This is a genomic window from Phoenicibacter congonensis (assembly GCF_902386915.1).
Lineage (GTDB): Bacteria > Actinomycetota > Coriobacteriia > Coriobacteriales > Eggerthellaceae > Phoenicibacter > Phoenicibacter congonensis.
In genome coordinates, this window is sequence record NZ_LR698997.1 from 1,307,900 (window position 1) to 1,332,288 (window position 24,389).

General features: G+C 44.5%; 12 protein-coding genes, 2 tRNA genes and 4 rRNA genes. 7 read left to right on the forward strand and 11 right to left on the reverse strand.

Going from position 1 to position 24,389, the window contains the following annotated elements; translation table 11 throughout:
• Nucleotides 1–37: 37 nt before the first annotated feature.
• A 16S ribosomal RNA gene (locus tag FXZ76_RS05720) occupies nt 38–1,543 on the reverse strand.
• Between the two features lie 833 nt (nt 1,544–2,376).
• On the opposite strand from FXZ76_RS05720, the gene FXZ76_RS05725 reads away from it, so the two are divergent.
• Entirely contained in the window at nt 2,377–2,691 is a 315-nt protein-coding gene (locus FXZ76_RS05725; protein ID WP_079536566.1) for a YbjQ family protein, read from the forward strand.
• A 112-nt stretch (nt 2,692–2,803) separates the two neighbouring features.
• Here the strand turns inward: FXZ76_RS05725 and FXZ76_RS05730 are convergent, their stop codons facing one another.
• From FXZ76_RS05730 to tyrS, 8 genes are all read right to left on the reverse strand, one after another.
• Nucleotides 2,804–4,885, reverse strand: coding sequence for an FtsX-like permease family protein (locus FXZ76_RS05730; RefSeq protein WP_079536569.1), 2,082 nt, complete (start codon nt 4,883–4,885; stop codon nt 2,804–2,806).
• A 2-nt stretch (nt 4,886–4,887) separates the two neighbouring features.
• The gene (locus FXZ76_RS05735; RefSeq protein ID WP_079536571.1) at nt 4,888–5,712 is read right to left on the reverse strand and encodes an ABC transporter ATP-binding protein; all 825 of its coding nucleotides are present in this window, start codon (nt 5,710–5,712) and stop codon (nt 4,888–4,890) included.
• A gap of 280 nt (nt 5,713–5,992) precedes the next feature.
• Entirely contained in the window at nt 5,993–7,141 is a 1,149-nt protein-coding gene (locus FXZ76_RS05740) for a sensor histidine kinase (RefSeq protein ID WP_079536574.1), read from the reverse strand.
• Nucleotides 7,138–7,815, reverse strand: a complete 678-nt coding sequence (locus tag FXZ76_RS05745) for a response regulator transcription factor (RefSeq protein WP_147571556.1) — start codon at nt 7,813–7,815, stop codon at nt 7,138–7,140. Before FXZ76_RS05745 ends, FXZ76_RS05740 begins: the two co-directional genes overlap by 4 nt.
• Nucleotides 7,816–7,996: 181 nt before the next feature.
• Nucleotides 7,997–8,111, reverse strand: a 5S ribosomal RNA gene (gene rrf, locus FXZ76_RS05750).
• A gap of 126 nt (nt 8,112–8,237) precedes the next feature.
• Nucleotides 8,238–11,214, reverse strand: a 23S ribosomal RNA gene (locus tag FXZ76_RS05755).
• Between the two features lie 352 nt (nt 11,215–11,566).
• Nucleotides 11,567–13,072 (reverse strand): 16S ribosomal RNA (locus tag FXZ76_RS05760).
• The 16S, 23S and 5S rRNA genes sit together here, the layout of an rRNA operon.
• Nucleotides 13,073–13,996: 924 nt before the next feature.
• Nucleotides 13,997–15,205, reverse strand: a complete 1,209-nt coding sequence (gene tyrS, locus FXZ76_RS05765) for a tyrosine--tRNA ligase (protein WP_079536580.1) — start codon at nt 15,203–15,205, stop codon at nt 13,997–13,999.
• 928 nt (nt 15,206–16,133) lie between these two features.
• On the opposite strand from tyrS, the gene FXZ76_RS05770 reads away from it, so the two are divergent.
• Nucleotides 16,134–17,846 (forward strand): phospho-sugar mutase, encoded by a 1,713-nt coding sequence (locus FXZ76_RS05770; RefSeq protein ID WP_079536585.1) that lies wholly within the window; start codon nt 16,134–16,136, stop codon nt 17,844–17,846.
• Between the two features lie 105 nt (nt 17,847–17,951).
• Here the strand turns inward: FXZ76_RS05770 and FXZ76_RS05775 are convergent, their stop codons facing one another.
• Nucleotides 17,952–18,824, reverse strand: a complete 873-nt coding sequence (locus tag FXZ76_RS05775; RefSeq protein WP_079536587.1) for a rhodanese-like domain-containing protein — start codon at nt 18,822–18,824, stop codon at nt 17,952–17,954.
• Between the two features lie 139 nt (nt 18,825–18,963).
• Complete coding sequence (gene tgt / locus FXZ76_RS05780; protein WP_079536590.1) at nt 18,964–20,109, reverse strand: tRNA guanosine(34) transglycosylase Tgt; 1,146 nt, start codon at nt 20,107–20,109, stop codon at nt 18,964–18,966.
• Between the two features lie 59 nt (nt 20,110–20,168).
• Between tgt and FXZ76_RS05785 the strand changes: the two genes are divergently transcribed.
• From FXZ76_RS05785 to argS, 5 genes are all read left to right on the forward strand, one after another.
• Nucleotides 20,169–20,885, forward strand: a complete 717-nt coding sequence (locus tag FXZ76_RS05785) for an epoxyqueuosine reductase QueH (protein WP_157887303.1) — start codon at nt 20,169–20,171, stop codon at nt 20,883–20,885.
• A complete protein-coding gene (gene queA / locus FXZ76_RS05790; RefSeq protein ID WP_079536594.1) occupies nt 20,875–21,963 on the forward strand; it encodes a tRNA preQ1(34) S-adenosylmethionine ribosyltransferase-isomerase QueA in 1,089 nt (362 codons plus the stop codon). The genes FXZ76_RS05785 and queA overlap by 11 nt, the downstream gene beginning before the upstream one ends.
• 242 nt (nt 21,964–22,205) lie before the next feature.
• Nucleotides 22,206–22,282 (forward strand) — tRNA-Pro (locus tag FXZ76_RS05795).
• A 17-nt stretch (nt 22,283–22,299) separates the two neighbouring features.
• Nucleotides 22,300–22,373: transfer RNA gene (locus tag FXZ76_RS05800), tRNA-Gly, on the forward strand.
• Between the two features lie 238 nt (nt 22,374–22,611).
• The gene (argS, locus tag FXZ76_RS05805; protein ID WP_079536595.1) at nt 22,612–24,342 is read left to right on the forward strand and encodes an arginine--tRNA ligase; all 1,731 of its coding nucleotides are present in this window, start codon (nt 22,612–22,614) and stop codon (nt 24,340–24,342) included.
• Nucleotides 24,343–24,389: the final 47 nt, after the last annotated feature.

Genomic DNA, 24,389 nt, shown 5'->3' on the forward strand with positions numbered 1-24,389 from the left:
ACTAGACGACAAAAAGGTTTACTAGGTTACTCCCTAGAAAGGAGGTGATCCAGCCGCACCTTCCGGTACGGCTACCTTGTTACGACTTCACCCCCCTCACCCTCCACACCTTCGGCGCCTCCCTCTAAAAGTTGGGCCGGCGACTTCGGGTGCAGACGACTCGGGTGGTGTGACGGGCGGTGTGTACAAGGCCCGGGAACGCATTCACCGCGGCGTGCTGATCCGCGATTACTAGCAACTCCGACTTCGTGCAGGCGAGTTGCAGCCTGCAGTCCGAACTGGGGCCGGCTTTAAGAGATTCGCTCCCTCTCGCGAGGTGGCAGCTCATTGTACCGACCATTGTAGCACGTGTGCAGCCCAGGACGTAAGGGGCATGATGACTTGACGTCGTCCCCACCTTCCTCCGGCTTAACGCCGGCAGTCTCGCATGAGTCCCCAACTAAATGCTGGTAACATGCGACGGGGGTTGCGCTCGTTGCGGGACTTAACCCAACATCTCACGACACGAGCTGACGACAGCCATGCACCACCTGTATAGGCTCCTTTCGGCCACCGTGTTTCCACAGCTTCACCTATATGTCAAGCCCTGGTAAGGTTCTTCGCGTTGCTTCGAATTAAGCCACATGCTCCGCTGCTTGTGCGGGCCCCCGTCAATTCCTTTGAGTTTTAGTCTTGCGACCGTACTCCCCAGGCGGAGCACTTAATGCGTTAGCGTCGGCACGGAAAAGTAATCTTCCCCACACCTAGTGCTCATCGTTTACGGCTGGGACTACCAGGGTATCTAATCCTGTTTGCTCCCCCAGCTTTCGCGCCTCAGCGTCAGTTAAGGCCCAGTAGACTGCCTTCGCTGTCGGTGTTCTTCCCGATATCTGCGCATTCCACCGCTACACCGGGAATTCCATCTACCTCTACCTCACTCGAGGCTGCCAGTTCGAGGCCCGGTCCAGGGTTGAGCCCTGGGATTAGAGGCTTCGCTTAACAGCCCGCCTGCGCGCGCTTTACGCCCAATGAATCCGGATAACGCTTGCCCCATACGTATTACCGCGGCTGCTGGCACGTATTTAGCCGGGGCTTCTTCTGTAGGTACCGTCTGAATCTTCCCTACTGAAAGCAGTTTACAACCCGAAAGCCTTCGTCCTGCACACGGCGTTGCTGCGTCAGGGTTTCCCCCATTGCGCAATATTCCCCACTGCTGCCTCCCGTAGGAGTCTGGGCCGTATCTCAGTCCCAATGTGGCCGATCAACCTCTCAGTCCGGCTATCCATCATCGGCTTGGTGGGCCGTTACCTCACCAACTACCTAATGGACCGCGACTCCGTCCTGCACCGCCTGAGCTTTCCTCTAAATCTCATGCGAGATAAAGAGAATATTCGGTATTAGCCTGTCTTTCGACAGGTTGTCCCAAAGTGCAGGGTTGGTTAGTCACGTGTTACTCACCCGTTCGCCACTCTATAACCACCCGAAGGTGGGTTAATCGTTCGACTTGCATGTGTTAGGCACGCCGCCAGCGTTCATCCTGAGCCAGGATCAAACTCTCCGTTCGAAAAGTTCACATAACCATCGGTTATGTTTCCTGAAAAAATGTGTGCAGATAAATTCTGCTATCTCAAACTCATTGTTTTATAACGAGGATAAATCTTTAAAATTTATTTCTTAAAGATGTGAATTCGAAAAAACATCGTCTGTCAAATTCTTCGTCATTTACACAGTATCTGGTTGTCAAGGAACTCGTTAGATTTGTTCCAACTTCGCGTCGCCGTTTGCGGCGCGACTACTTATATTACCAGTCTCAAAATAGTTGTCAACGAAATTTCGAAACTTTTTCAAAATCTTTAAAAAAGACACGCCCGGGTTGTTTTTAATTCCTTCAAATTCACTCTAAAAATCAAGCATACACTGGGAAAAGACAGATAACTGAAGCGTTTTTTTGAGTATTGATCGCACACCCATAAACGAAAAGAGTAGCCCACAAAATCTCTTTCATTTGCTCAAGAGTTGCCAGTCAGCTCGGGCACCCATAAATAAGAAAATCCTACATAATCTTTTCCACTTGCTCCAGAGTTGCCAGACAGCTCGCACACCCATAAATGAAAAGAACATATATGAGCTTTTTTTACTTACCAAATAGTTGCTCGTCATCTTCCGCGCCTAATAATGTAAGGAGAATCCATAAAAGTGCCTCTAAAAATTCAGAAGTTTAAAAGCTCACTAGGCACGAATAAAAGATAGGTGTTTAAGACATTCATTTCTTTTCTCTTTATAAAATGACCCATTCGCCGAGGAGTGATAGCAGCCTGAATGAATGAATGACAGGACCCACGGGCGTCTTCTTTCCCTGTCAAGTACAATTGATTTAGACATGTAAAGGAGGAACTCATGCTAGTCAGCACATCAGACATCGTGCCAACAGACAAGACAGTCCAAATCCTCGGACTTGTTCGTGGGAACATTGTGACATCAAAAAACATTGGTCGTGACATCATGGCCAGCGCAAAAACACTTGTGGGTGGAGAAATAAAATCCTACTCGGAAATGACAAATGAGGCTCGCCAAATTGCAGAAAATCGAATGATTGCAGAAGCTGAAAAGCTAGGTGCCGATGGAATTATATCGATGAGATTTTCAAGCAACACCGTAATGCAAGGAACAATTGAGATGCTTGCCTATGGCACAGCAGTAAAGTTTGTGTAATCAGGATTAGCAAATTCGCCAAAATAGAAAAACCTCGGCCATGAATATTTAAACATTCTGCCGAGGTTTTTTAAAGCTTTAAGAAAAGGCACAGTTATCAAGTAAGTCAAATCTATGAAATCAAAGTTCTGCCAACGCTTTGCTTAATAACACTTTTGCTGGTTGAATAGGTAATAGCCATATAAACAAAATAAACAACAGCAACAAACAAGGCAGAAAGAATAATTGGCACAAGTGTTCTAACACCAATAGCTTTGTATAGGTTTTCATAAAGCACGTAATAAACGCAGGAGCAATGCGCTGCCGCCAAAATGAGAGGCGAGGCAAACGAAAGAACTGACTGAATGAGAATTGACTGATTGATTGTTTTTTCGTCACAACCCATCTCGCACAAAGTTTTGTAGCGATTTGTGGAGTCAAGAGTTTCGCAAAGTTGCTGAATAGCAAGAATTGTTGCAACAGAAATCAACAACACTAATCCAATGTATAGTGCAAGATAGACGCACAAGAGTTTTACCCCAAGCATTGCGCAGATCGCATCTCCTCGAGTGATAGCTGAAGCATAGCCGGTAGTCGAATTTGACGAACTATCGCTCAAAGATTCTTCAGAATTGTTGGACTGGGAAAACCTATCGAGATATTCAAAGACCAAAGAATTACCCTCGTTGACATCAATGCCATCTTTATACTGAGCATTTATTATGCAATCAGACAAAGGAGCACCTTCCGCTAGAAGTTTCTTTGCAACTTCATCTGGAACAACAAACAACATCATATCGCCTGTTCCAAAATTGCCTATACTTTGCCAGATGTTTTGGTGAGAGGAAGAAATGGCAATGTCGCCTAGATTCAAAGGCACATCACTATCGGAGAGAAAGTCTGCAAAACTCTCAAACTCATCATAGGAATTAACTACAGCATATTCCCCCTTATTTAGTGATATTGGTTCCCGAGAAGAAACATCTCTTAATGCGTTGAACTCAGACAAACTAACAACATTCACTGGATAATCAAAAATCTGAGAAGCAAAGTCAAATTGTGTCCCTTCAGCTATTTGAGTAACTGCATCACCGTAGGTCATTGGGACAGATATCAATTCCAAAGTAGATGCATTGCCAATCAAATCTGATAGTTCCGTGTAAAAGCCATCTGATATTTCCTTATATTTATCGGCAGTTGCAGATTCATTGGTGGAAAGGTAGTATCTCAAAGTGACGTCAAATTGTGACGTTTCTTTAACATCAAACGAATAAATCTTGGCAATGCCCATCCCATTAGTAAAAACAGTGATACCGAAGAAGAGCAGTATGCAAATGACCCACATCGAAATGCATGCAGAACTAACACGGGAAGTGACTTGACGCAAGTTAAAGAAATTTATTTTCTGGAAATAGAATTTCTTATTAGCTTTCGATACATAAATAACAAATGACGATACGCTAACGAAGAAAAGAAAGGACCCAACAAGCATTGCTAAAGTGGCAATTTCAAATTCGTCGTTAAAAGTTACAAGACCGCTTTCAATTAGTTCATAGTAGGCAAATACAAGGATTGCAATAGCGAATAGAAAAATGACGATAGAAACAGGTTTGCTTAAGATTTTGCGATTGCGTGTGTTCGAGGTCACAAGAAGATTCACAAGTTTTGTTCGTCTTATTTTTACAATTGAAAAAACGCCAACAATAACAAAAATCAAAAGAAAAGCGATGCAGGTATAGACAACAGTCTTGCTTGATATAACGAATTCATATTGCTTCATACTCACATCGAGAATGACAGCACTCAAAAAAGCCATTCCCTGGGAAATAAAAATCCCAATAACCAAACCAGCGCAAAGCGCCAAAAGGCCACAGATTAGAGTTTCAACAGCAATTACAAAACTAACATGACTTGCCTTCATTCCAAGGAGTAGATAGGTCCCGAACTCGATTTTTCTTCTTTTTATGAGATAGTTTGTTGCATAGAGCACCAAAGCACCGAGCACAAAAACAATAAAAACTGAGACAAACGAGATGCAGTAATCAAGCAGTTCCCAAATTGACATTCCAGAATTTGCAATCTCGAAGAAAACTTCTTGCGATGATACAGAATTAAACGCATAGAAACACGCGATTGCGAGAGCAAGTGTCACAAAATAAACTGCGAAGTCGCGAAAACTTCGTTTTATATTTCTAAAAGCGAGTTTAACCAACATTGTTATGCCTCGCTTCCAAGAAGAGCCAAAACATTAACAATGTCTTTGTAATAATCCTTGCGAGATTTACTACCCTTCGTAGTCTCGCAAAAAATTTTTCCGTCTTTTAAAAAAATAGTCCTGTCGGTAAAACCAGCTGCATATGCATCATGAGTGACCATGAGAATTGTTGAATGTGAGGATTTATTAATGTGCTCAAGAGTCTCCAAAAGAATTGTTGTGTTCTTCGAATCGAGAGCGCCTGTGGGTTCATCGGCAAGAATAATTTTTGGATCGCCAACAATTGCTCGCGCAGCTGAAACACGTTGACGCTCACCCCCACTCATTTCGTTAGGCATTTTGTCCAAAACAGAAGATACACCCAATGTGGAAGCAACAGTTTGAACCCTGCTTTCAATTTCTGCACTTGAGACTCCTTTTAAACTCAGAGCTAGCGCAATATTTTCCGCCCCTGTTAGCGTCTCAATTAAATTTGCATTTTGAAAAATAAATCCAATGTTTTCTCTGCGGAATTTTGAGAGTTGAGAACTGCGCAGAGTGCACACATTTTGACCACCTAAAACAATTTTTCCCGAAGTGGGCACGTCTATAGTCGAAATACAGTTAAGAAGTGTTGATTTTCCGCTTCCACTAGAGCCCATTACACCAACAAATTCTCCGTCGCAGACGTTAAAGGTCAAGCCGCAAAGCGCATGAGTAGCCGCCTCCCCCCTGCCATATATTTTCTTTAAGTCAGTCACACTCAACAGCGCATCATTGCAATCAATAGAGGTTGAAACAAAATTCGAATCTTGTACCACGACCGTTCCCTTTCTTTTAAATAGCATAATTTAGAATGTCAAAATCCTATTCAACATAGGGTTTATGCGCCATCGATTAAGAAAACAATAACCTAACATTTTTGTCACATTAAAGTGTCTAATTTGCAACTGAATTCACTTCTGAGCTTCGCGAGAACAACAAACACAAGTTGTCTTAAAAAAACTAAATCTATAAAACTCTGAAAGATGAACCCAGGTGCTTTATTTCAGATGTTTGGCAATGTTTAGAAGCGATTGCCAACATTCTGCGGCCGCTAAATCAAGGGGATTTTCCCAAGTCCGCCAGTCATTGTTGATAATTTGTGGCTGCTATGTCGCGATTAATAGGGAATGTTATCCGTGCCTTAGTTCCAATTCCCGCTTGTGATTCGATTTCAAGCGAAAGACCCAACTTGTCGCAAAGCGATTTAACAAGGTAGAGGCCGATGCCGGTTGAATGACCAACAATTCTCCCATTTTTACCAACAAAGCCTTTTTCATATACCTTCGACAAATCTTCAGGCAAAATTCCCCAACCATCATCCTCTATCACAAGCTGCGTTTTGGAAATAGCGCTCTGACGCAACGGTTCTTCACTAACACCTGAAGAGCATTTTGGAAAATCTTCATTACTGTCCAATTGCCCTAAAGAGTTTATATGCTCACTCACACCGCATGCGTTGCACGAAGAAAATCCGTAATTTTCCTCAGTGTAAAAATTAATAGTTTTTGCGCCATATTTTGCAGCGTTAATGACAAGCTGAGACAAAATAAAGCTCAACCACTTAGCATCTGAATAAACCACATCACCTTGTTCTACTTTGTTCTTTGGGGAAACATGTTTTTCAATGAGAAAACGTGCATTAGATGAAACGCAGGAATTAATCAACTCGCACAAATTAACTCGCGCAACCGAATAGTCTTTGTTAACAGAATCATTGCGAGCATACCAAAGAACTTGGTCAATTAAATACTTAATCGAATCAAGCTCACCCGAAATTTGAACTTTATCTGAGGATGGCAAATGATCAGCAAGAAGAAATGCTGCCGCAAGAGGCGTTTTTATCTCATGCACCCACGCCTCAATGAATTCTTGGTATTCAGAATTGCGCGCTTCCATTTCAGATATCGCTGAAGTAGAACTGATGATTACTGCTTCAATTGCCTCATAAATTAACTCCTGTTCTGACGTTCGAATATTAGGAAAACTGTTCATGCAATCAAAAGTGTAACTATCGAGTTGGCTGATGGCCTCGATGGATCGAAAAACATCACGATTTTTAAAATATGAACAAGTGAAAACAACAATAAAAACAAACAGAGCAACTAGAGAAAAAAGAAAGACGTATGAACCAGACGCTTCAACCATGCACAGAAAAACATCAGCAAAAACGACAATTGCAATTAGGGCGATCAAATATTCTATTCTTGAGCGACAAAATTTAAAAAATGTCATATGCGATAACCTTCGCCCCTAACAGTTTTGATGAAATCATCCCCCGCACCAATCTCCTTCAACGTCTTTCTTAAACGATTAACATTCACTGTGAGAGTGTTGTCATCAACAAACTTCTCGGTTTGCCAAAGTTCATACATTAAATCCTGTCGAGAAATGACGTCCCCTTTCGCCCTCGTGAGGACCAAAAGAATTTTCATTTCGTTTTTCGACAAGTCAACCTCTTGGTCGCCTAGCTGTATCTTGAACTTTGAAGGATAAATCTTTAGCTTGTCGCACGAAATAAAGTCCTCATTTAGTAAAGGTTGTGCATTTTTGATAACTCTCTCAATGTGAGCAAGCAAAACAGGAACGCTGTAGGGCTTCGTAACATAGTCATCAACGCCAATGTGCATTGAAAAGATCTCATCAAATTCAGAATCGGAAGAAGTGAGAACAAGTATGGAAATGTTAGGATTTTCTTCCTTGATTTCTTTACAGACCTTCAGTCCATCAAAACCAGAAAGTTTTAAGTCGGAAATCAAAAGATCACAATTCGAAGACAGGGCCGCTGAACTCGATTTTTTAAAATCGTCGCCTTCAAATATCTCAACTTCATAGTTATTTAGCTCAAGAATTCTCCTAAGTTCGGTCCTCAGAACAACATCGTCTTCTATGATGAAAATTTTTGCCATAGGCAAATTATAGGAGACAGCGAGAGCAAAGCAGAGAACACAGACTTTTGTAGAGAAGCTTTTGAAATTGGCATTCGCATCATGAAAGCTTCTCACATTAAAAAAATGTTTGTCCGAGAAGTCCGCAACCGAAAATAAAAAAGCCAGTCTCAATTGACTGGCTTTCAAAAAATATCCTGAGTAAGCGGAACGTCCTAGTCTCACACGACCTAACGTCGTACTACAATCGGCGATGAAGGGCTTAACGACTGAGTTCGGAATGGGTTCAGGTGATCCCCTTCTCTATGGTTCCGCTAACTCAAGATATTCTTTTATCAATTAGCGCACCCTGACATCTGCATAGGCGCAAAGTATCTAAATGATACGTCACAAGATGAACAATCGCAAGTCAAACGTGAAATCGATGCATATAAAAATGTTAGGTAATAAAAAGCTCGGACAATTAGTAGCGCTCGTCTGAATACATTACTGTACTTACAACTGCGCCCTATCAACCTCATAGTCTATAAGGGTCCTTACCAAAAAGGGAACTCATCTTAGGTGTGGCTTCCCGCTTAGATGCTTTCAGCGGTTATCCATTCCGTACGTAGCTATGCGACGATGCTGTTGGTCAACAACCGCTACACCAGAGGTACGTCCACCCCGGTCCTCTCGTACTAGGGGCAGCTTCCTTCAATTCCCTTGCGCCTGCGGAGGATAGGGACCGAACTGTCTCACGACGTTCTGAACCCAGCTCGCGTACCGCTTTAAATGGCGAACAGCCATACCCTTGGGACCGGCTACAGCCCCAGGATGCGATGAGCCGACATCGAGGTGCCAAACCTTGCCGTCGATGTGGACTCTTGGGCAAGATCAGCCTGTTATCCCCGGAGTACCTTTTATCCGTTGAGCGACGGCCCTCCCACATGGGGCCGCCGGATCACTAGAGCCTGCTTTCGCACCTGCTCGACTTGTAGGTCTCGCAGTCAAGCCCACTTACGCTCTTGCGCTCTCAAGCACGATTGCCAACCGTCTCGAGTGGACCTTACGCGCGCCTCCGTTACATTTTAGGAGGCGACCGCCCCAGTCAAACTACCCACCTGGCACGGTCCTCGCGCCGGATCACGGCCGCGAGTTAGACAGCCAGCACAGCGAGGGCAGTATTCCAAGGGTGACTCCATGAGGGCTTGCGCCCCCACTTCACAGTCTCCTGCCTATCCTCTACACGCTGTACCAGATGTCAATGCCAAGCTGCAGTAAAGGTTCACGGGGTCTTTCCGTCCTTCCGCAGGGAGTCCGCATCTTCACGGACAATGCAATTTCACCGGGTCTAAGTTTGAGACAGCGCCCAAGTCGTTACGCCATTCGTGCAGGTCGGAACTTACCCGACAAGGAATTTCGCTACCTTAGGACCGTTATAGTTACGGCCGCCGTTTACTGGGGCTTAATTTCAAGGCTTCGCTAAAAGCTAACCCATCCACGTAACCTTCCAGCACCGGGCAGGCGTCAGACCCTATGCATCGTCTTACGACTTAGAGCAGAGTCCTGTGTTTTTGATAAACAGTCGCTTGGGCCTATTCACTGCGGCCGCCCATCGCTCAAAGAGCAAGTCTCATCACAACAAGCGGCACCCCTTCTCCCGAAGTTACGGGGTCATTTTGCCGAGTTCCTTAAACTTAGTTCTCCCGATCGCCTTGGTATACTCTACCCGCCCACCTGTGTCGGTTTTGGTACGGGCACTGCAAAGTCTTCCTAGAAGCTTTTCTCGGAAGCATGGGATGACCGACTTCACACCAGTGTGCTTCGTCTCACGTCTCGAGATTAGCGATTCCGCTGATTTCCATGCGAAATCTCCCTACACGCTTTCACGGGGACGTCCAGAACCCCGCTCGGCTGCCCTTCTCCGTCACTCCATCGGTATAACGACCCGCAGTGGTACAGGAATATAAACCTGTTGTGCATCGCCTACGCCTCTCGGCCTTAGCTTAGCTCCCGACTAACCCTGGGGGGATTAGCCTTCCCCAGGAACCCTTGGGCTTACGGCGGATGGGTTTTTCACCCATCTCTCGTTACTCATGCCAGCATTCTCACTTCTGTGCTCTCCACCCAACCTCACAGTTGAACTTCAACGTACACAGAAAGCTCCCCTACCACTAATAAATTAGTCCGCTGCTTCGGTGTTATGCTTGAGCCCCGTTAATTGTCGGCGCATGTCCACTCGACCAGTGAGCTATTACGCACTCTTTAAATGCATGGCTGCTTCTAAGCCAACATCCTGGTTGTCTAGGCAAACGCACATCCTTTGCCACTTAGCATAAACTTAGGGACCTTAGCAGGCGATCTGGGCTGTTTCCCTTTTGAACACGCGGCTTATCCCACGCGGTCTGACTCCCGAGCTCTAACCTTATGGCATTCGGAGTTTGGCTTTCGTTGGCAGGCTTTGACACCCCCGCAAAAAACCAGTGGCTCTACCACCATAAGGAAACGCATCGAGGCTAGCCCTAAAGCTATTTCGGGGAGAACGAGATATCTCCGAGTTTGATTGGCCTTTCACCCCTATCCCCAGCTCATCCCCTCGGTTTTTAACCCAAGTGGGTTCGGCCCTCCACGGGGTCTTACCCCCGCTTCAGCCTGGCCAGGGATAGCTCACTCGGCTTCGCGTCTACAGCATGTGACTCAAACGCCCTGTTAAGGCTCGCTTTCACTTTGGCTCGTTTTCTAACTAAACCTTGCCACACACCGTAACTCGCTGGCTCATTCTACAAAAGGCACGCCGTCACACTGCAAGAGTGCTCCGGCTGCTTGTAGGCACACGGTTTCAGGTACTATTTCACTCCCCTCCCGGGGTTCTTTTCACCTTTCCCTCACGGTACTGTTTCACTATCGGTCACAGACTAGTATTTAGCCTTGGAGAGTGGTCTCCCCAGATTCGAACCAGGTTTCACGTGCCTGGCCCTACTCGGGAACTCACATCCGCAGACTTAAACATTGTGCATACGAGGCTTTCACTCTCTATGGCCAACCTTTCCAGATTGTTCTGCTATGAATAAGTTTTGTAACTGCGGCACACAATTTGGGTTGTGTGACAGTGAGCCCCAACAACACCATTGAGGCATCGCCCCAAAGCTGTAACACACTCAATGGTTTAGGCTCTTGCGCTTTCGCTCGCCGCTACTAGCGCAATCTCGGTTGATTTCTCTTCCTCCGGGTACTTAGATGTTTCAGTTCCCCGGGTTGTCTTCTCGGCAACTATGTGTTCATTGCCGGATACATGAGCATAACCCCATGCAGGTTCCCCCATTCGGAAATCCCAGACTAATAAAGGCTGTTTGCGCCTCATCTGGGCTTATCGCAGCTTGCCACGTCCTTCATCGACTGTCTGTGCCAAGGCATCCACCGTGCGCCCTTAATATCTTTACTACCTAACTCAAGTTTTGAGTTGATATTAAGAATGCTTTAAATGCATACCTAATATGTCTTAAATAGACATATTTTTAAGCTATCGAAAATTTGAAAATTGCGATCGTCCGCGACAGAATTGGTTGCAACTAATGTTGCTCTCCTTGCTAAAGTATTAATAACTTTCGCTTTCTGTCTTGGTTATCATCTGCGACATATCTTTTCTTTTAGAAATGTCGCGCGCTATGCAGATGTCAAGGTGCGTCAAAAAAAGGAGCAAATACAAGCTCCTTGGAAACCAGATGCTGTGCTCATGGTGAGAATCTGAGTTTGATGACTAGACGACAAAAAGGTTTACTAGGTTACTCCCTAGAAAGGAGGTGATCCAGCCGCACCTTCCGGTACGGCTACCTTGTTACGACTTCACCCCCCTCACCCTCCACACCTTCGGCGCCTCCCTCTAAAAGTTGGGCCGGCGACTTCGGGTGCAGACGACTCGGGTGGTGTGACGGGCGGTGTGTACAAGGCCCGGGAACGCATTCACCGCGGCGTGCTGATCCGCGATTACTAGCAACTCCGACTTCGTGCAGGCGAGTTGCAGCCTGCAGTCCGAACTGGGGCCGGCTTTAAGAGATTCGCTCCCTCTCGAGAGGTGGCAGCTCATTGTACCGACCATTGTAGCACGTGTGCAGCCCAGGACGTAAGGGGCATGATGACTTGACGTCGTCCCCACCTTCCTCCGGCTTAACGCCGGCAGTCTCGCATGAGTCCCCAACTAAATGCTGGTAACATGCGACGGGGGTTGCGCTCGTTGCGGGACTTAACCCAACATCTCACGACACGAGCTGACGACAGCCATGCACCACCTGTATAGGCTCCTTTCGGCCACTGTGTTTCCACAGCTTCACCTATATGTCAAGCCCTGGTAAGGTTCTTCGCGTTGCTTCGAATTAAGCCACATGCTCCGCTGCTTGTGCGGGCCCCCGTCAATTCCTTTGAGTTTTAGTCTTGCGACCGTACTCCCCAGGCGGAGCACTTAATGCGTTAGCGTCGGCACGGAAAAGTAATCTTCCCCACACCTAGTGCTCATCGTTTACGGCTGGGACTACCAGGGTATCTAATCCTGTTTGCTCCCCCAGCTTTCGCGCCTCAGCGTCAGTTAAGGCCCAGTAGACTGCCTTCGCTGTCGGTGTTCTTCCCGATATCTGCGCATTCCACCGCTACACCGGGAATTCCATCTACCTCTACCTCACTCGAGGCTGCCAGTTCGAGGCCCGGTCCAGGGTTGAGCCCTGGGATTAGAGGCTTCGCTTAACAGCCCGCCTGCGCGCGCTTTACGCCCAATGAATCCGGATAACGCTTGCCCCATACGTATTACCGCGGCTGCTGGCACGTATTTAGCCGGGGCTTCTTCTGTAGGTACCGTCTGAATCTTCCCTACTGAAAGCAGTTTACAACCCGAAAGCCTTCGTCCTGCACACGGCGTTGCTGCGTCAGGGTTTCCCCCATTGCGCAATATTCCCCACTGCTGCCTCCCGTAGGAGTCTGGGCCGTATCTCAGTCCCAATGTGGCCGATCAACCTCTCAGTCCGGCTATCCATCATCGGCTTGGTGGGCCGTTACCTCACCAACTACCTAATGGACCGCGACTCCGTCCTGCACCGCCTGAGCTTTCCTCTAAATCTCATGCGAGATAAAGAGAATATTCGGTATTAGCCTGTCTTTCGACAGGTTGTCCCAAAGCGCAGGGTTGGTTAGTCACGTGTTACTCACCCGTTCGCCACTCTATAACCACCCGAAGGTGGGTTAATCGTTCGACTTGCATGTGTTAGGCACGCCGCCAGCGTTCATCCTGAGCCAGGATCAAACTCTCCGTTCGAAAAGTTCACATAACCATCGGTTATGTTTCCTGAAAAAATGTGTGCAGATAAATTCTGCTATCTCAAACTCATTGTTTTATAACGAGGATAAATCTTTAAAACAAATTTCTTAAAGATGTGAATTCGAAAAAACATCGTCTGTCAAATTCTTCGTCATTTACACAGTATCTGGTTGTCAAGGAACTCGTTAGATTTGTTCCAACTTCGCGTCGCCGTTCGCGGCGCGACTATTTATATTACCAGTCTCAAAATAGTTGTCAACGAAATTTCGAAACTTTTTCAAAATCTTTGAAAAAGACACGCCCGGGTTGTTTTTAATTCCTTCAAATTCACTCTAATAATCAAGCATACACTGGGAAAAGACAGATAACTGAAGCGTTTTTGAGTATTGATCGCACACCCATAAACGAAAAGAGTAGCCCACAAAATCTCTTTCATTTGCTCAAGAGTTGCCAGTCAGCTCGGGCACCCATAAATAAGAGAATCCTGCATGATCATTTCCACTTGCTCCAGAGTTGCCCCTCTAATAGGACATGCATAAATGAAAAGAACATACATGTGCTTTTTTTACTTACCAAAGAGTTGCTCGTCATCTTCCACGCCTAATAATGCAAGGAGCATCCATATGAAATTCCTCTAAAAATTCAGAAGTTTAAAAGCTCACTAGCCACGAATAAAAGATAGGTGTTTGAGACATTCATTTCTTTTCTCTTTATAAAATGACCTATTCGCTGAAAAATTAGAGAACCACAGACAGCATTTTGCTTCGTCGTTTTAATAAAAAGAAAGGTCGCCAACTTGCGACGCCCAACTAAAAACAATAGATGATTGCAGATTTGATTTAACTAAACGGGAAACAAATGTGTTCTAGCAAACAACTTTGCGTTTACCAGTCCAACCTAATCAAGGCATATATAAAGACATTAGAACTGCATAAACTTGCGTTTTCCCGAACGAAGGACCTTGCCTTTTAAATCTGTCGGATTAATGTTGTATGCCTTAGCAGGAACAACGTCGTCGCCAATTTTAACAGCTCCTGAATCGATTAGACGACGTGCATCAGATGCACTTTGAGCAAACTTAATTTCTGCAAGAAGAGCAGCCAAATAAACATTGCCTTCGTCATTTACTTTTAGCTCTCCTTCATAGGACTCGATATCATCTGGCACATCGCCCTGCTTGCAAACAACATCAAAATGTTCTTCTGCTGCTTTAGCTGCTTCTTCATCATAATAGGAAGCAACCAAATTTGCTGCAAGTTCGCGCTTTGTTTTGTATGGATCAACTGAGCCATCTTCTAGTCCAGCCTCAATCGCATCGCATTTCTCAACTGAAAAACTAGAGGCAAGTCGACAATATTTCACAATCATCTCGTCAGGAATGCTCATGCACTTGCCAAAAATGTCTTCTGGTTTGTCGGTGAGACCAATGTAGTTACCATAGCTCTTTGACATTTTTCGAACACCGTCTGTGCCTTCGAGAAGCGGCATGGTGAGTGCCACCTGTGGTTCCATGTCGCACTTTTCCATGAGTTCGCGTCCGGCAAGCAAGTTAAAAAGCTGATCGGTGCCTCCAAGCTCAACATCTGCATTGATTTCAACAGAGTCAAATGCCTGCATTACAGGATAGAGGAACTCATGCAAACTGATTGGCTGATTGTTGGTGTATCGATTGTGAAAGTCATCGCGCTCAAGAATACGAGCAACGGTAAACTTGCTCATGAGCTCGAGGAGCTTTTTAGTGTCGACCGACAAAATCCAATCGGCATTAAATCGAAGTTCGGTTTTTTCAGGGTCAAGAATTTTGAAGGCCTGATCAACATATGTTTGTGCATTTTTTGCGATTTCTTCTGAGGAGAGTTGTGGCCTTGTTGTATTTCGGCCAGAAGGATCACCAATGAGCGCAGTGCCGTTTCCGATAATGAGAACAACTGTGTGACCAAGGTCTTGGAACTGACGAAGCTTTCTCAATGGAACGGCGTGCCCGATGTGAATGTCTGGTGCTGTTGGGTCAACGCCAAGCTTAATTCTTAGCGAGCGTCCAGATTTGAGCTTTTTCAATAGCTCATCTTCGGGCACAATTTGTGCAACGCCGCTTTTTATAATGTGCATTTGTTCTTCAGCAGAAAGCATAAAAATCCTTTTCATCGTAATAATCGTGATTGCTATTGTAACCGTGTTTTATTCTATGCGGTTTTCCATTACTAAAACCGTCGCTCACTGCATGAGTCAAAATCATTTGATTGACAAAGAAAAGACTAGACCTGTGTTTAATCGTTTTTGCTTGTGTAGCAATATTGTTCTTAAGCGTTCGAGTTGTTGACAATCACGGCTGCGCTTCATGACTACTACTGCAAAGAGTGCAACAACAGCTAGGCTACGAAAAATCCACATCGCGTAATTTGTAAATGGTCCAACCGTTGAATTGAGCGCTTCTTTTGTCTCGTCATTTTCGTCGTAGGGAACTCGATGACCTCGAACCAGCAGTCTGTGTGAATTCACTCCATAGGGGTGCAAGTTACAATCGAGCAATAATCTTCCCCACCCTCTTGACGTCCAAATCACTTGTCTCATCGGGCAGAGCAACTTTGTCTTCAGCAAAAACATTAGTTTACTTCCAGCACAGAAGCCCAAGAAATATTACGAGAATAAGGGCAACCAAAGCCCACCTAGCACCCGATTTGCAAACTCTATCTCTTTTTGAAGTAAAAACCGAAGCTTACTTCCTACATGAATTTCCACTTAAAGATGAGACGCCGAAAAGGCCGTACAATTCCACTTTACACAAGAAAACAAGATAGCAAAATGAACATAAGTTCACATAAAACTTACGTTAGGCAAACCAGTTCTTCCACCATATGACAAAAGTTATAAAGAAGAGTCGCATTAGATAGCGCAAGTTGCTCATCAGCGTCTAAATTAGATTCAAAATGTAAGAATTGCGCCTAGCAATTCTCACTTCGTGCGACAACCACTCGACATTTGCAGCCTCATTATTAGACAATGGCTTTATGGAATAATTACGAAAATGAAACTTTCACAAAAATTAGAAGGGTAGTCAATGAAATTTGAAAAAACAGCTCGCGAATGGGCAGATAAAACAAAATGTGAAAACATGCGCAACCAGTTGCTTTCCTGGATAGAAGAAGGAAATGAAGCCGCGATAGAAGATGCTTTTTTTCAAGATTTAGAATTTGGGACAGCAGGGCTCCGAGGAATAATTGGGCCTGGCACAAACAGAATGAATGCAAACACGGTCGCACGTGCGACTCAAGGTGTGGCTGACTACCTAAATGCGCACTACAAAAAACCAAGCGTTGCCATTGCCCACGATTCGCGAAATAAAGGTGAGAGGTTTACAGAAATTACGGCCTCTGTTCTTGCGGCCAATGGAATTACAGCACATGTTTTTCCAAGGCTTGAGCCAACCCCAGCGCTTGCCTATGCAACACAGTTTTTGCATTGTGACGCCGGCATTTGCATTACCGCAAGCCACAACCCAAAAGAATACAACGGCTACAAAGTCTTCAATAGCAAAGGTTGCCAGATAACATCACAAGTCGCAAGTGACATGTCTGACGCAATAAAAAAACTAGATTACTTTGACGGCATTAAGAAAATAGATTTCGAGGACGGAATCAAGTCAGGAAAAATCAAATGGATTAACGATGAGTGCATCAATTCTTTCGTAAAAGACGCAGTGAATAACGTAAATAATATAGATAAAGATGCTATGAAGAATCTATGCCTTGCCTATTCACCATTAAATGGAACAGGTCTTGAACCTGTAATAAAGGCGTTTGAAATGATTGGTGTCAAAAATGTGCACATAGTTGAGGAACAAAAAAATCCAGATGAAAATTTTCCAACATGCTCCAAACCAAATCCTGAAGAGCGCAGCGCCCTTGAACTTGGCATCAAATTGGTTGATGATGTTGATGCTGACCTGCTGATTGCAACAGACCCAGATGCAGACAGAACTGGCATCGCTGTTCGCCACAATGGAGAATGCGAACTAGTTAGCGGAAATGAAGTTGGGCTTTTGATGATGAATCATTTTGCATCACAATGCTCACGTAACGAAATTAAAAACAAAATCTTTTGCACAACGCTAGTCTCCACTTCAATGGCCGATGCACTTGCAAAATACTATGGATTCGAGCTACGACGCGTTCCTACAGGGTTTAAATACATCGGCGAACAAATCACAAAACTCGAAGAAAAGCGCGAAAAGAACAGGTTTGTTATGGGCTTTGAGGAATCCTATGGCTATTTAGTGGGAACGCACGTGCGCGATAAAGATTCAATTTCTGCCACAGTAACAATTTGCGACATGGCAGCAAAGTGCAAGAAAAAAGGAAAAGACCTGATAGATGCGCTAACTGCCCTCTATGAAGAATTTGGTTATTACAAAAACTCAACTACTAGCTATTCCTTCCCAGGCGCCGATGGCTCAGAGAAAATGAAAAACATAATGGCCAGCCTGAGAGGTAATGCGCCAACAGAAATTGATGGGAAAAAGGTCGTTCAATTCATCGACTACAAAGAAGAGACGAAAATGTCAATTCTCAATTCAAGAGACAGAGAAGAACAGATTCTGCCACGAGTCAACGTTTTGCAGTTTGACCTAGAAGATGAAGCAAAAGTTATTATCAGACCTAGTGGCACCGAGCCAAAGATTAAGGCATATACCTTCGTTAAAGGAACCTCAACTGATGATGCAAGCAAAAAACTTGAGGAACTAAACGCCACAGTAAATGAATATTTTAAATAGAAATAAAACGCAGATTATATCTGCTGCGTTATAAAAAAAGAAAAAGGCTGACTTTATTGCCAGCCTTTTATTCTTTTTCTGCAAGTTTTAATTATTAGCTAAACTCTACTGAACTTTGTCGTATCCAGCAGCATCCCAAGCTTTCATGCCGCCTTCAAGAGTCACAACTTTTGACATGTCATAACCAAGAGCACTCAAAGAGTTCGTTGCAGCTTGTGCATATCTTTTGCCTGAGTAGCAAACGAGAACGAGTTTTTGGTCTGAAAGGTTGTTGTCCTGAATTGCCTTAGAAATATTTACAAGACCGTCAGTCGTGTCACCATCTTTTGCCTTGTCCATGTCGGCATTGATTGCACCCTCAATGTGGCCAGCTTTAAAGTCATCAGCTTTGCGGCAATCAACAAACACAACATCAGATTGTCCAACTTCGCCTTTTGCGGTGTCAACAGCTTCTTGCTTCATCTCGACATCTTTGACATCAGTTGCTTTTGGCAAACCAGCAGCATCCCAAGCTTTCATGCCGCCTTCAAGAGTCACAACTTTTGACATGTCATAACCGAGTGCATTCAAGATGTTTGTAGCAGCTTGAGCATATCTCTTGCCTGAATAGCAAGCTAAAACAAGCTTTTGGTCTTTGAGGTTGTTCTTCTCGATTGCCTCTTTCATGTTTGCAATGCCAGACTCGTTGTCGCCATCTTTTGCTTTGTCCATGTCGGCATTAACAGCTCCAATGATGTGTCCAGCAGCATAATCGTCAGCCTTGCGAACATCAAGGAAAACAACGTCAGACTTGCCAACTTCATCTTTTGCTACATCAACAGCTTCTTGCTTCATCTCAACTTCCTTAACCTCAGTGGTAGTTGTTTCTTCTTTCTTTTCCTCTGTTGAGCCAGAAGAGCAAGCAACAAGACCGAGAGAGAGTCCGCAAGCAAGTGCAACAACGATAAAAGCACTCATAAATTTTTTCGAAATTGTCATTAAATAATCCCCCTTAAAACAAAATAAATCAGTGGCGACAGTCGCCAGACTCAAATGTCACAAAACAACATCGTGAACAAACAGACTTGCAGAAACGGTTTATAGTAAAAACCATATATATAATTTTAGCATGATGGAGTTAGTAGTCGTTGGCCCCTTCGGAGTTCAGCCAAGCAGAAAGGAATTCAGAATAATTTCCGGCTATAACTGCAGCACGCGCTCTTCTCATTAAATCAAGCAGGAAGTGAATGTTATGAATTGAAAGAAGAATGCTGCCAAGCATCTCATTTTGTTTTACCAAGTGACGAATATAGGCACGAGTGAAGTTTTTGCAAGTGTAGCAATCACATTCGTGGTCAAGAGGTGTGAAGTCATGTTCAAATTTCGCATTTCGCATGTTCATGCGCCCTTTTGAAGAAAAAGCAGTGCCCATTCGTGCAGTTCTGGTTGGCAAAACGCAGTCAAACATGTCAACGCCCTCACCTACGGCACGAACTAACGTAGTGGGATTTCCAACCCCCATCAAATATCGAGGACGATCTTGAGGTAGTGCTCGAGCAACCTCCCCAAGAGTTTCAAACATGGTTTCGTGATCTTCTCCGACAGAATAACCACCGATTCCAAAACCTCCGAATCTTCTTCCGCCGTTTGCCATGCTTTCGTTTTCAATTTCGATAAGGCTGTTTATCGACTGGAGACGAAGGTCAAGATGCATTCCGCCTTGCACAATTCCAAAAAGTGTTTGATCTTTTTTAGTGTGTGATGCCAAGCAGCGCTTTGCCCACATAGAAGATAACTCCACAGCTCTAGCAACGAAGTCTTTTTCTGCTGGATAGGGTGCGCACTGATCTAGTTGCATAACGATGTCGGCGCCAATCTTTTGCTGAATTGCCATGTTCTCTTCTGGCGTCCACTTGACTCTATGTCCATCATAAATGCTTTTGAATGTGACACCATCTTCGTCAAGTTTCACTGTGTCGGCTAGCGAAAAAACTTGAAAACCGCCACTATCTGTCAGCATTGGGCCATCATAATTCATAAACTTATGAACGCCACCAGCTTCGGCAATCAAATCTGCTCCGGGGCGCATCGAAAGATGATAGGTGTTTGCAAGCACTACCTGAGAATTTAGCTCCTTCAAAACCTTTGGCGTTATTCCTTTTACAGTTGCACTGGTGCCAACAGGCATAAACATTGGCGTCTGAAAGTTTCCATGCGCGGTTTCATATGTTAGTGCCCGCGCGTGACCACATACAGCGTCAATTCGACAATCAAAAAGTGACATGTTACTCCACTCGTTGTTTAAATAATTGTTTTGCAAGCACTAAATTATAATTTATGGCTATGAGCCCAACCAAAACACAATCAAATGAGAACACAAGCTTTTTGCTGCATGCATGTTGTGGTCCATGTTCTTTAGAGCCAATTAGAATATTGCGTGATCGCGGCATCGAGCCAGTTGTTTTTTATTCAAATTCAAACATAGCTCCACTTGAAGAATATGAGCGCAGACGAGACACTATTCGCGATTGGTGCAAAATGCACGATGTTTCATTTATCGAAGATGACTACAGCCCATGCGAATGGAAAGAGGCAACAAAAGGTCTTCTTGCCCAAAAACCGAACAGATGCCGAGAATGCTATCGCATCCGTTTCGAGCGAGCAGCAAAATTTGCAAAACAAAACGGGTTTCGTGGCCTTGGAACCACACTCACGATTAGCCCCTACCAATACACCTTAACCATTAAAGAAGAGCTTAAAAAAGCATGTGAAAAAGAAGACATTGATTGTTTTTTTAAAGATTATTCAACGCATTATCGAGCGGCCCAAAAACGTGCAAAAGAAGAAGGGCTCTACAGGCAGAATTACTGTGGATGCCTGCCTTCTAAAGCAGAGGCAGAAGCTGAAAAGAAAAGAACTAAAGCGATAAAAGCAAAGCGACAGCAGGAGCGAGAAGAAAAACTTCAAAAACAACGCGAAGAGAAAGCCGACTATGCAAAAAAACGCGCAAAACAGCGCGAGATATTAAAAAAGATGAGAGAAGAGAGAGATGCTCACTAGCGATTTTGACTATGAACTACCAGAAAAACTGATTGCGCAAACTCCAGCGGAGGTTCGTGACGAATGCAGAATGCTCGTTTTGCATAAAGACTCAGGCGAAATTGAACATAAGATTTTCAAAGACATCGTTGATTATGTTAATCCGGGCGACCTGTTGATAGCAAACGAAACGAGAGTTATACCAGCGCGACTGATTGGCAAAAAGAGAGGGACTGGCGGAGTGTGTGAAATCCTGCTTCTTCGCCCCATGATTGAAAATAAAGTTAATTCAAAAGTCGCAAAATGGGAAGCACTTGTTCGTCCGGGCAAGAGGCTAAAACCTGGGTCAGATGCTGTAATTGAGTTTTTTGACATTAAAGGAAATGTAGCCATTAAAGCAAGAATTATCGACTGGGCAAAAGATCTTAAAAACGCGCAAAAGGGCGAGAGGGTTGTTGAACTCACAACAGAGCTTCCAAGCCTTGATGAGGCGCTTCATGAGGTTGGAAAAGTTCCACTACCGCCATATATTCATGATTATTCTGGCGACGAAGAAATGTATCAAACTGTCTACTCAAAACACGAAGGAAGTGCAGCAGCTCCAACTGCCGGCCTTCATTTCACGCCTGAGCTCATTTTTAAGTGCGAAGAAAAAGGGGTCGGCTGGGCCACAGTTGACTTGGAAGTGGGTCTTGACACCTTCCGCCTGGTCGATGAGGAAAATGCAGAAGATCATGCGATGCACACCGAAACATATTCGGTGCCTGAAAGCACTGTCAATGCCATAAATGAAACACGTGCTAACGGCGGACGCATTTTTGCCGTTGGCACCACAAGCGTTCGTTCACTGGAGTCATGTTTTTTGCGCACAAGCTCAATCGAACCTTGCTGCCGCGCAGCAACTTCACTTTATTTAATGCCAGGTTCACATTTTAATGTCGTGGATGCGATGATTACGAACTTTCACGTGCCAAAATCAACGCTCATGATGCTCGTCTCGGCATTTGCTGGAAGAGACAACATTATGAATGCATATGAAGAAGCAAAAAAAGTAGGTTACAGATTTTTATCATTTGGCGACGCAATGCTTTTAGTTTAAACAAATCACGATTGCATTTTGAAACTCATGATGAATGTCTAACAACTCATTTAGCGATTGCGTTCTTCACTAAAAAGTTGAGAATTCGGCTCACCGTAAACGAATAGGCGACTTTAGCTGGAAGCCAAAAAATAAATGAATAACGCGAGCTAACCATGCGCGTCATAAACAAGAAGTTCCAAAAAACTAAGATTTCTTTGTTGATTTATTAACGCATATGCTATTATTAGACGTGCTGATTTCGGGACGTGGCGCAGTCTGGTAGCGCGCTTGTTTTGGGTACAAGATGTCGCAGGTTCGAATCCTGTCGTCCCGACCAGTTTTTCACTTGGTCAAGCGGATGTGGTTCAATGGTAGAACTAAAGCCTTCCAAGCTTTCAACGCGGGTTCGATTCCCGTCATCCGCTCCAATCTTACAAGCATAAATCCGAGCAAATCTGACAACTCTTAAAAATTATCGTATAACGAATGCGCCAGGATTTTTTTCGTTCATTTATCGTGAGTTTCTGCTCTCCTCTATTCTCTAGCGCCGCTCCTAAATATGAATACCAGGCTTTTCTTTGTGCGATGTTTAACAATTTCTGCCACAAGTTATTGCATGTTATAATTCAGAGTTACGTAAAAACGCGAGATAAAAGGCAAGACGAAATGGAAATTCAAGAGAAATTAAGCTCACTTATCAAGCAAGCTTTCGAGGCTGCGATCAATGACGGTTCATTAACAATGGACTCAAACGAAATCCCTGACCCCGCTCTTGAACGACCACGAGATGAATCTAATGGCGACTGGGCATCGACTGTTGCAATGCGCAGCGCAAAAGCAGCTCATTGCGCGCCACGAACAATTGCAGAAGCAATTGTGGCACACATTCCAAACAATGAATTGATAGCATCAGCTGAAATAGCAGGGCCAGGGTTTATTAACTTCAAGCTTGCAAATGACGTATTGCAAAATGTCATCGTAAAACTGAGAAGCGAAGGCAAAAACTTCGGAAAAAGCGACTTTGGTGCAGGCGAGAAAGTTGATCTTGAATATGTATCAGCAAATCCAACAGGCCCAATGCACGTGGGTCATGGTCGCTGGGCAGCACTTGGATCAAGCATTGCAAATGTTATGAGACATGCAGGCTATGAAGTGACTGAGGAGTTTTATGTAAACGACCACGGTGTGCAAATGGATGTTTTTGGAAACTCAATTTCAGTTCGCTACATGCAACTCCTTGGACATGACGTTCAGATGCCAGAGCAGTGCTATGGAGGTGCATATGTCGCCGACATCGCGCGATCAATCATCGATGACGAAGGCAAAAAATATGAGTCAATGACTGATGATGAGCGCAAATGTGAATTCCGCGAAATTGGCTACAAAATGATGCTAGAAAATCAAAGGAAGATTTGTGCCTCAATCGGAACAACTTTTGACGTTTGGTTCTCTGAAAGAACACTTTATGTGCCTGATAAAAATGGCAAGAGCATGGTAGACCATGCAATTGCTGCCATGGAATCGAAAGGCTACATTTTTAATAAAGACGGTGCTGTTTGGTTTAAGTCAAGCGCGTTGGGTGACGACAAAGACCGCGTGCTAATTAAAGCAAATGGTGAGATGACCTATTTCATGAGCGACGTTGCCTATCACTTTAACAAAATGCAGCGCGGCTTCACTCACCTGATTAACATTTGGGGCGCAGATCATCACGGGTATGTCAAACGATGCCAGTGCATGATGGAAGCCTGGGGCTACAAAGACAAACTCGAAGTTGTGCTTGGGCAGCTCGTTAATCTATTCAGAAATGGAGAGTCGGTGCGCATGTCAAAGCGCACAGGCGAGATGGTGACCCTCGAAGAACTCATCGAAGAAGTTGGTCCTGACGCAACACGTTATTTGATGCTTGCAAAATCAAGTGACCAACCAATCGATTTCGACATCGAAGTTGCAAAGAAAAAAGACTCTTCTAACCCTGTCTATTATGTGCAATATGCTCACGCTCGCATTTGTTCAATATTAAGAAAAGCAGCGGCAGAAAGCGGAATGACAGAAGACGAAATCAAGTCGCTTTCTACCGATGAACTGGCAGAAAAACTGATTGGCGAAAACCCCGATTTGAGCCTTCTGTCACACGAATCGGAACTTGCACTGATGCGTAAAATGGCCGACTTCAAATCGTTCATTGAATCAGCTGCAAAAGATCGCGCACCCTACAGATGCACTCACTACGTTGAGGAGCTCGCTTCCCTGTTCCACAGCTTTTACACAAACTGCAAAGTCATTCAAGACGACAAGGGGCTCGAGAAGTCACGTTTGGCACTCTGCGATGCAACGCGCAAACTCATTGCTCTTGTGCTTGGGCTTCTTGGTGTTAGTGCACCGGAGAGAATGTAGAAGCTAGTCTTGTAACGCTCTTTACGATTCCAACATCAACAGGTTAG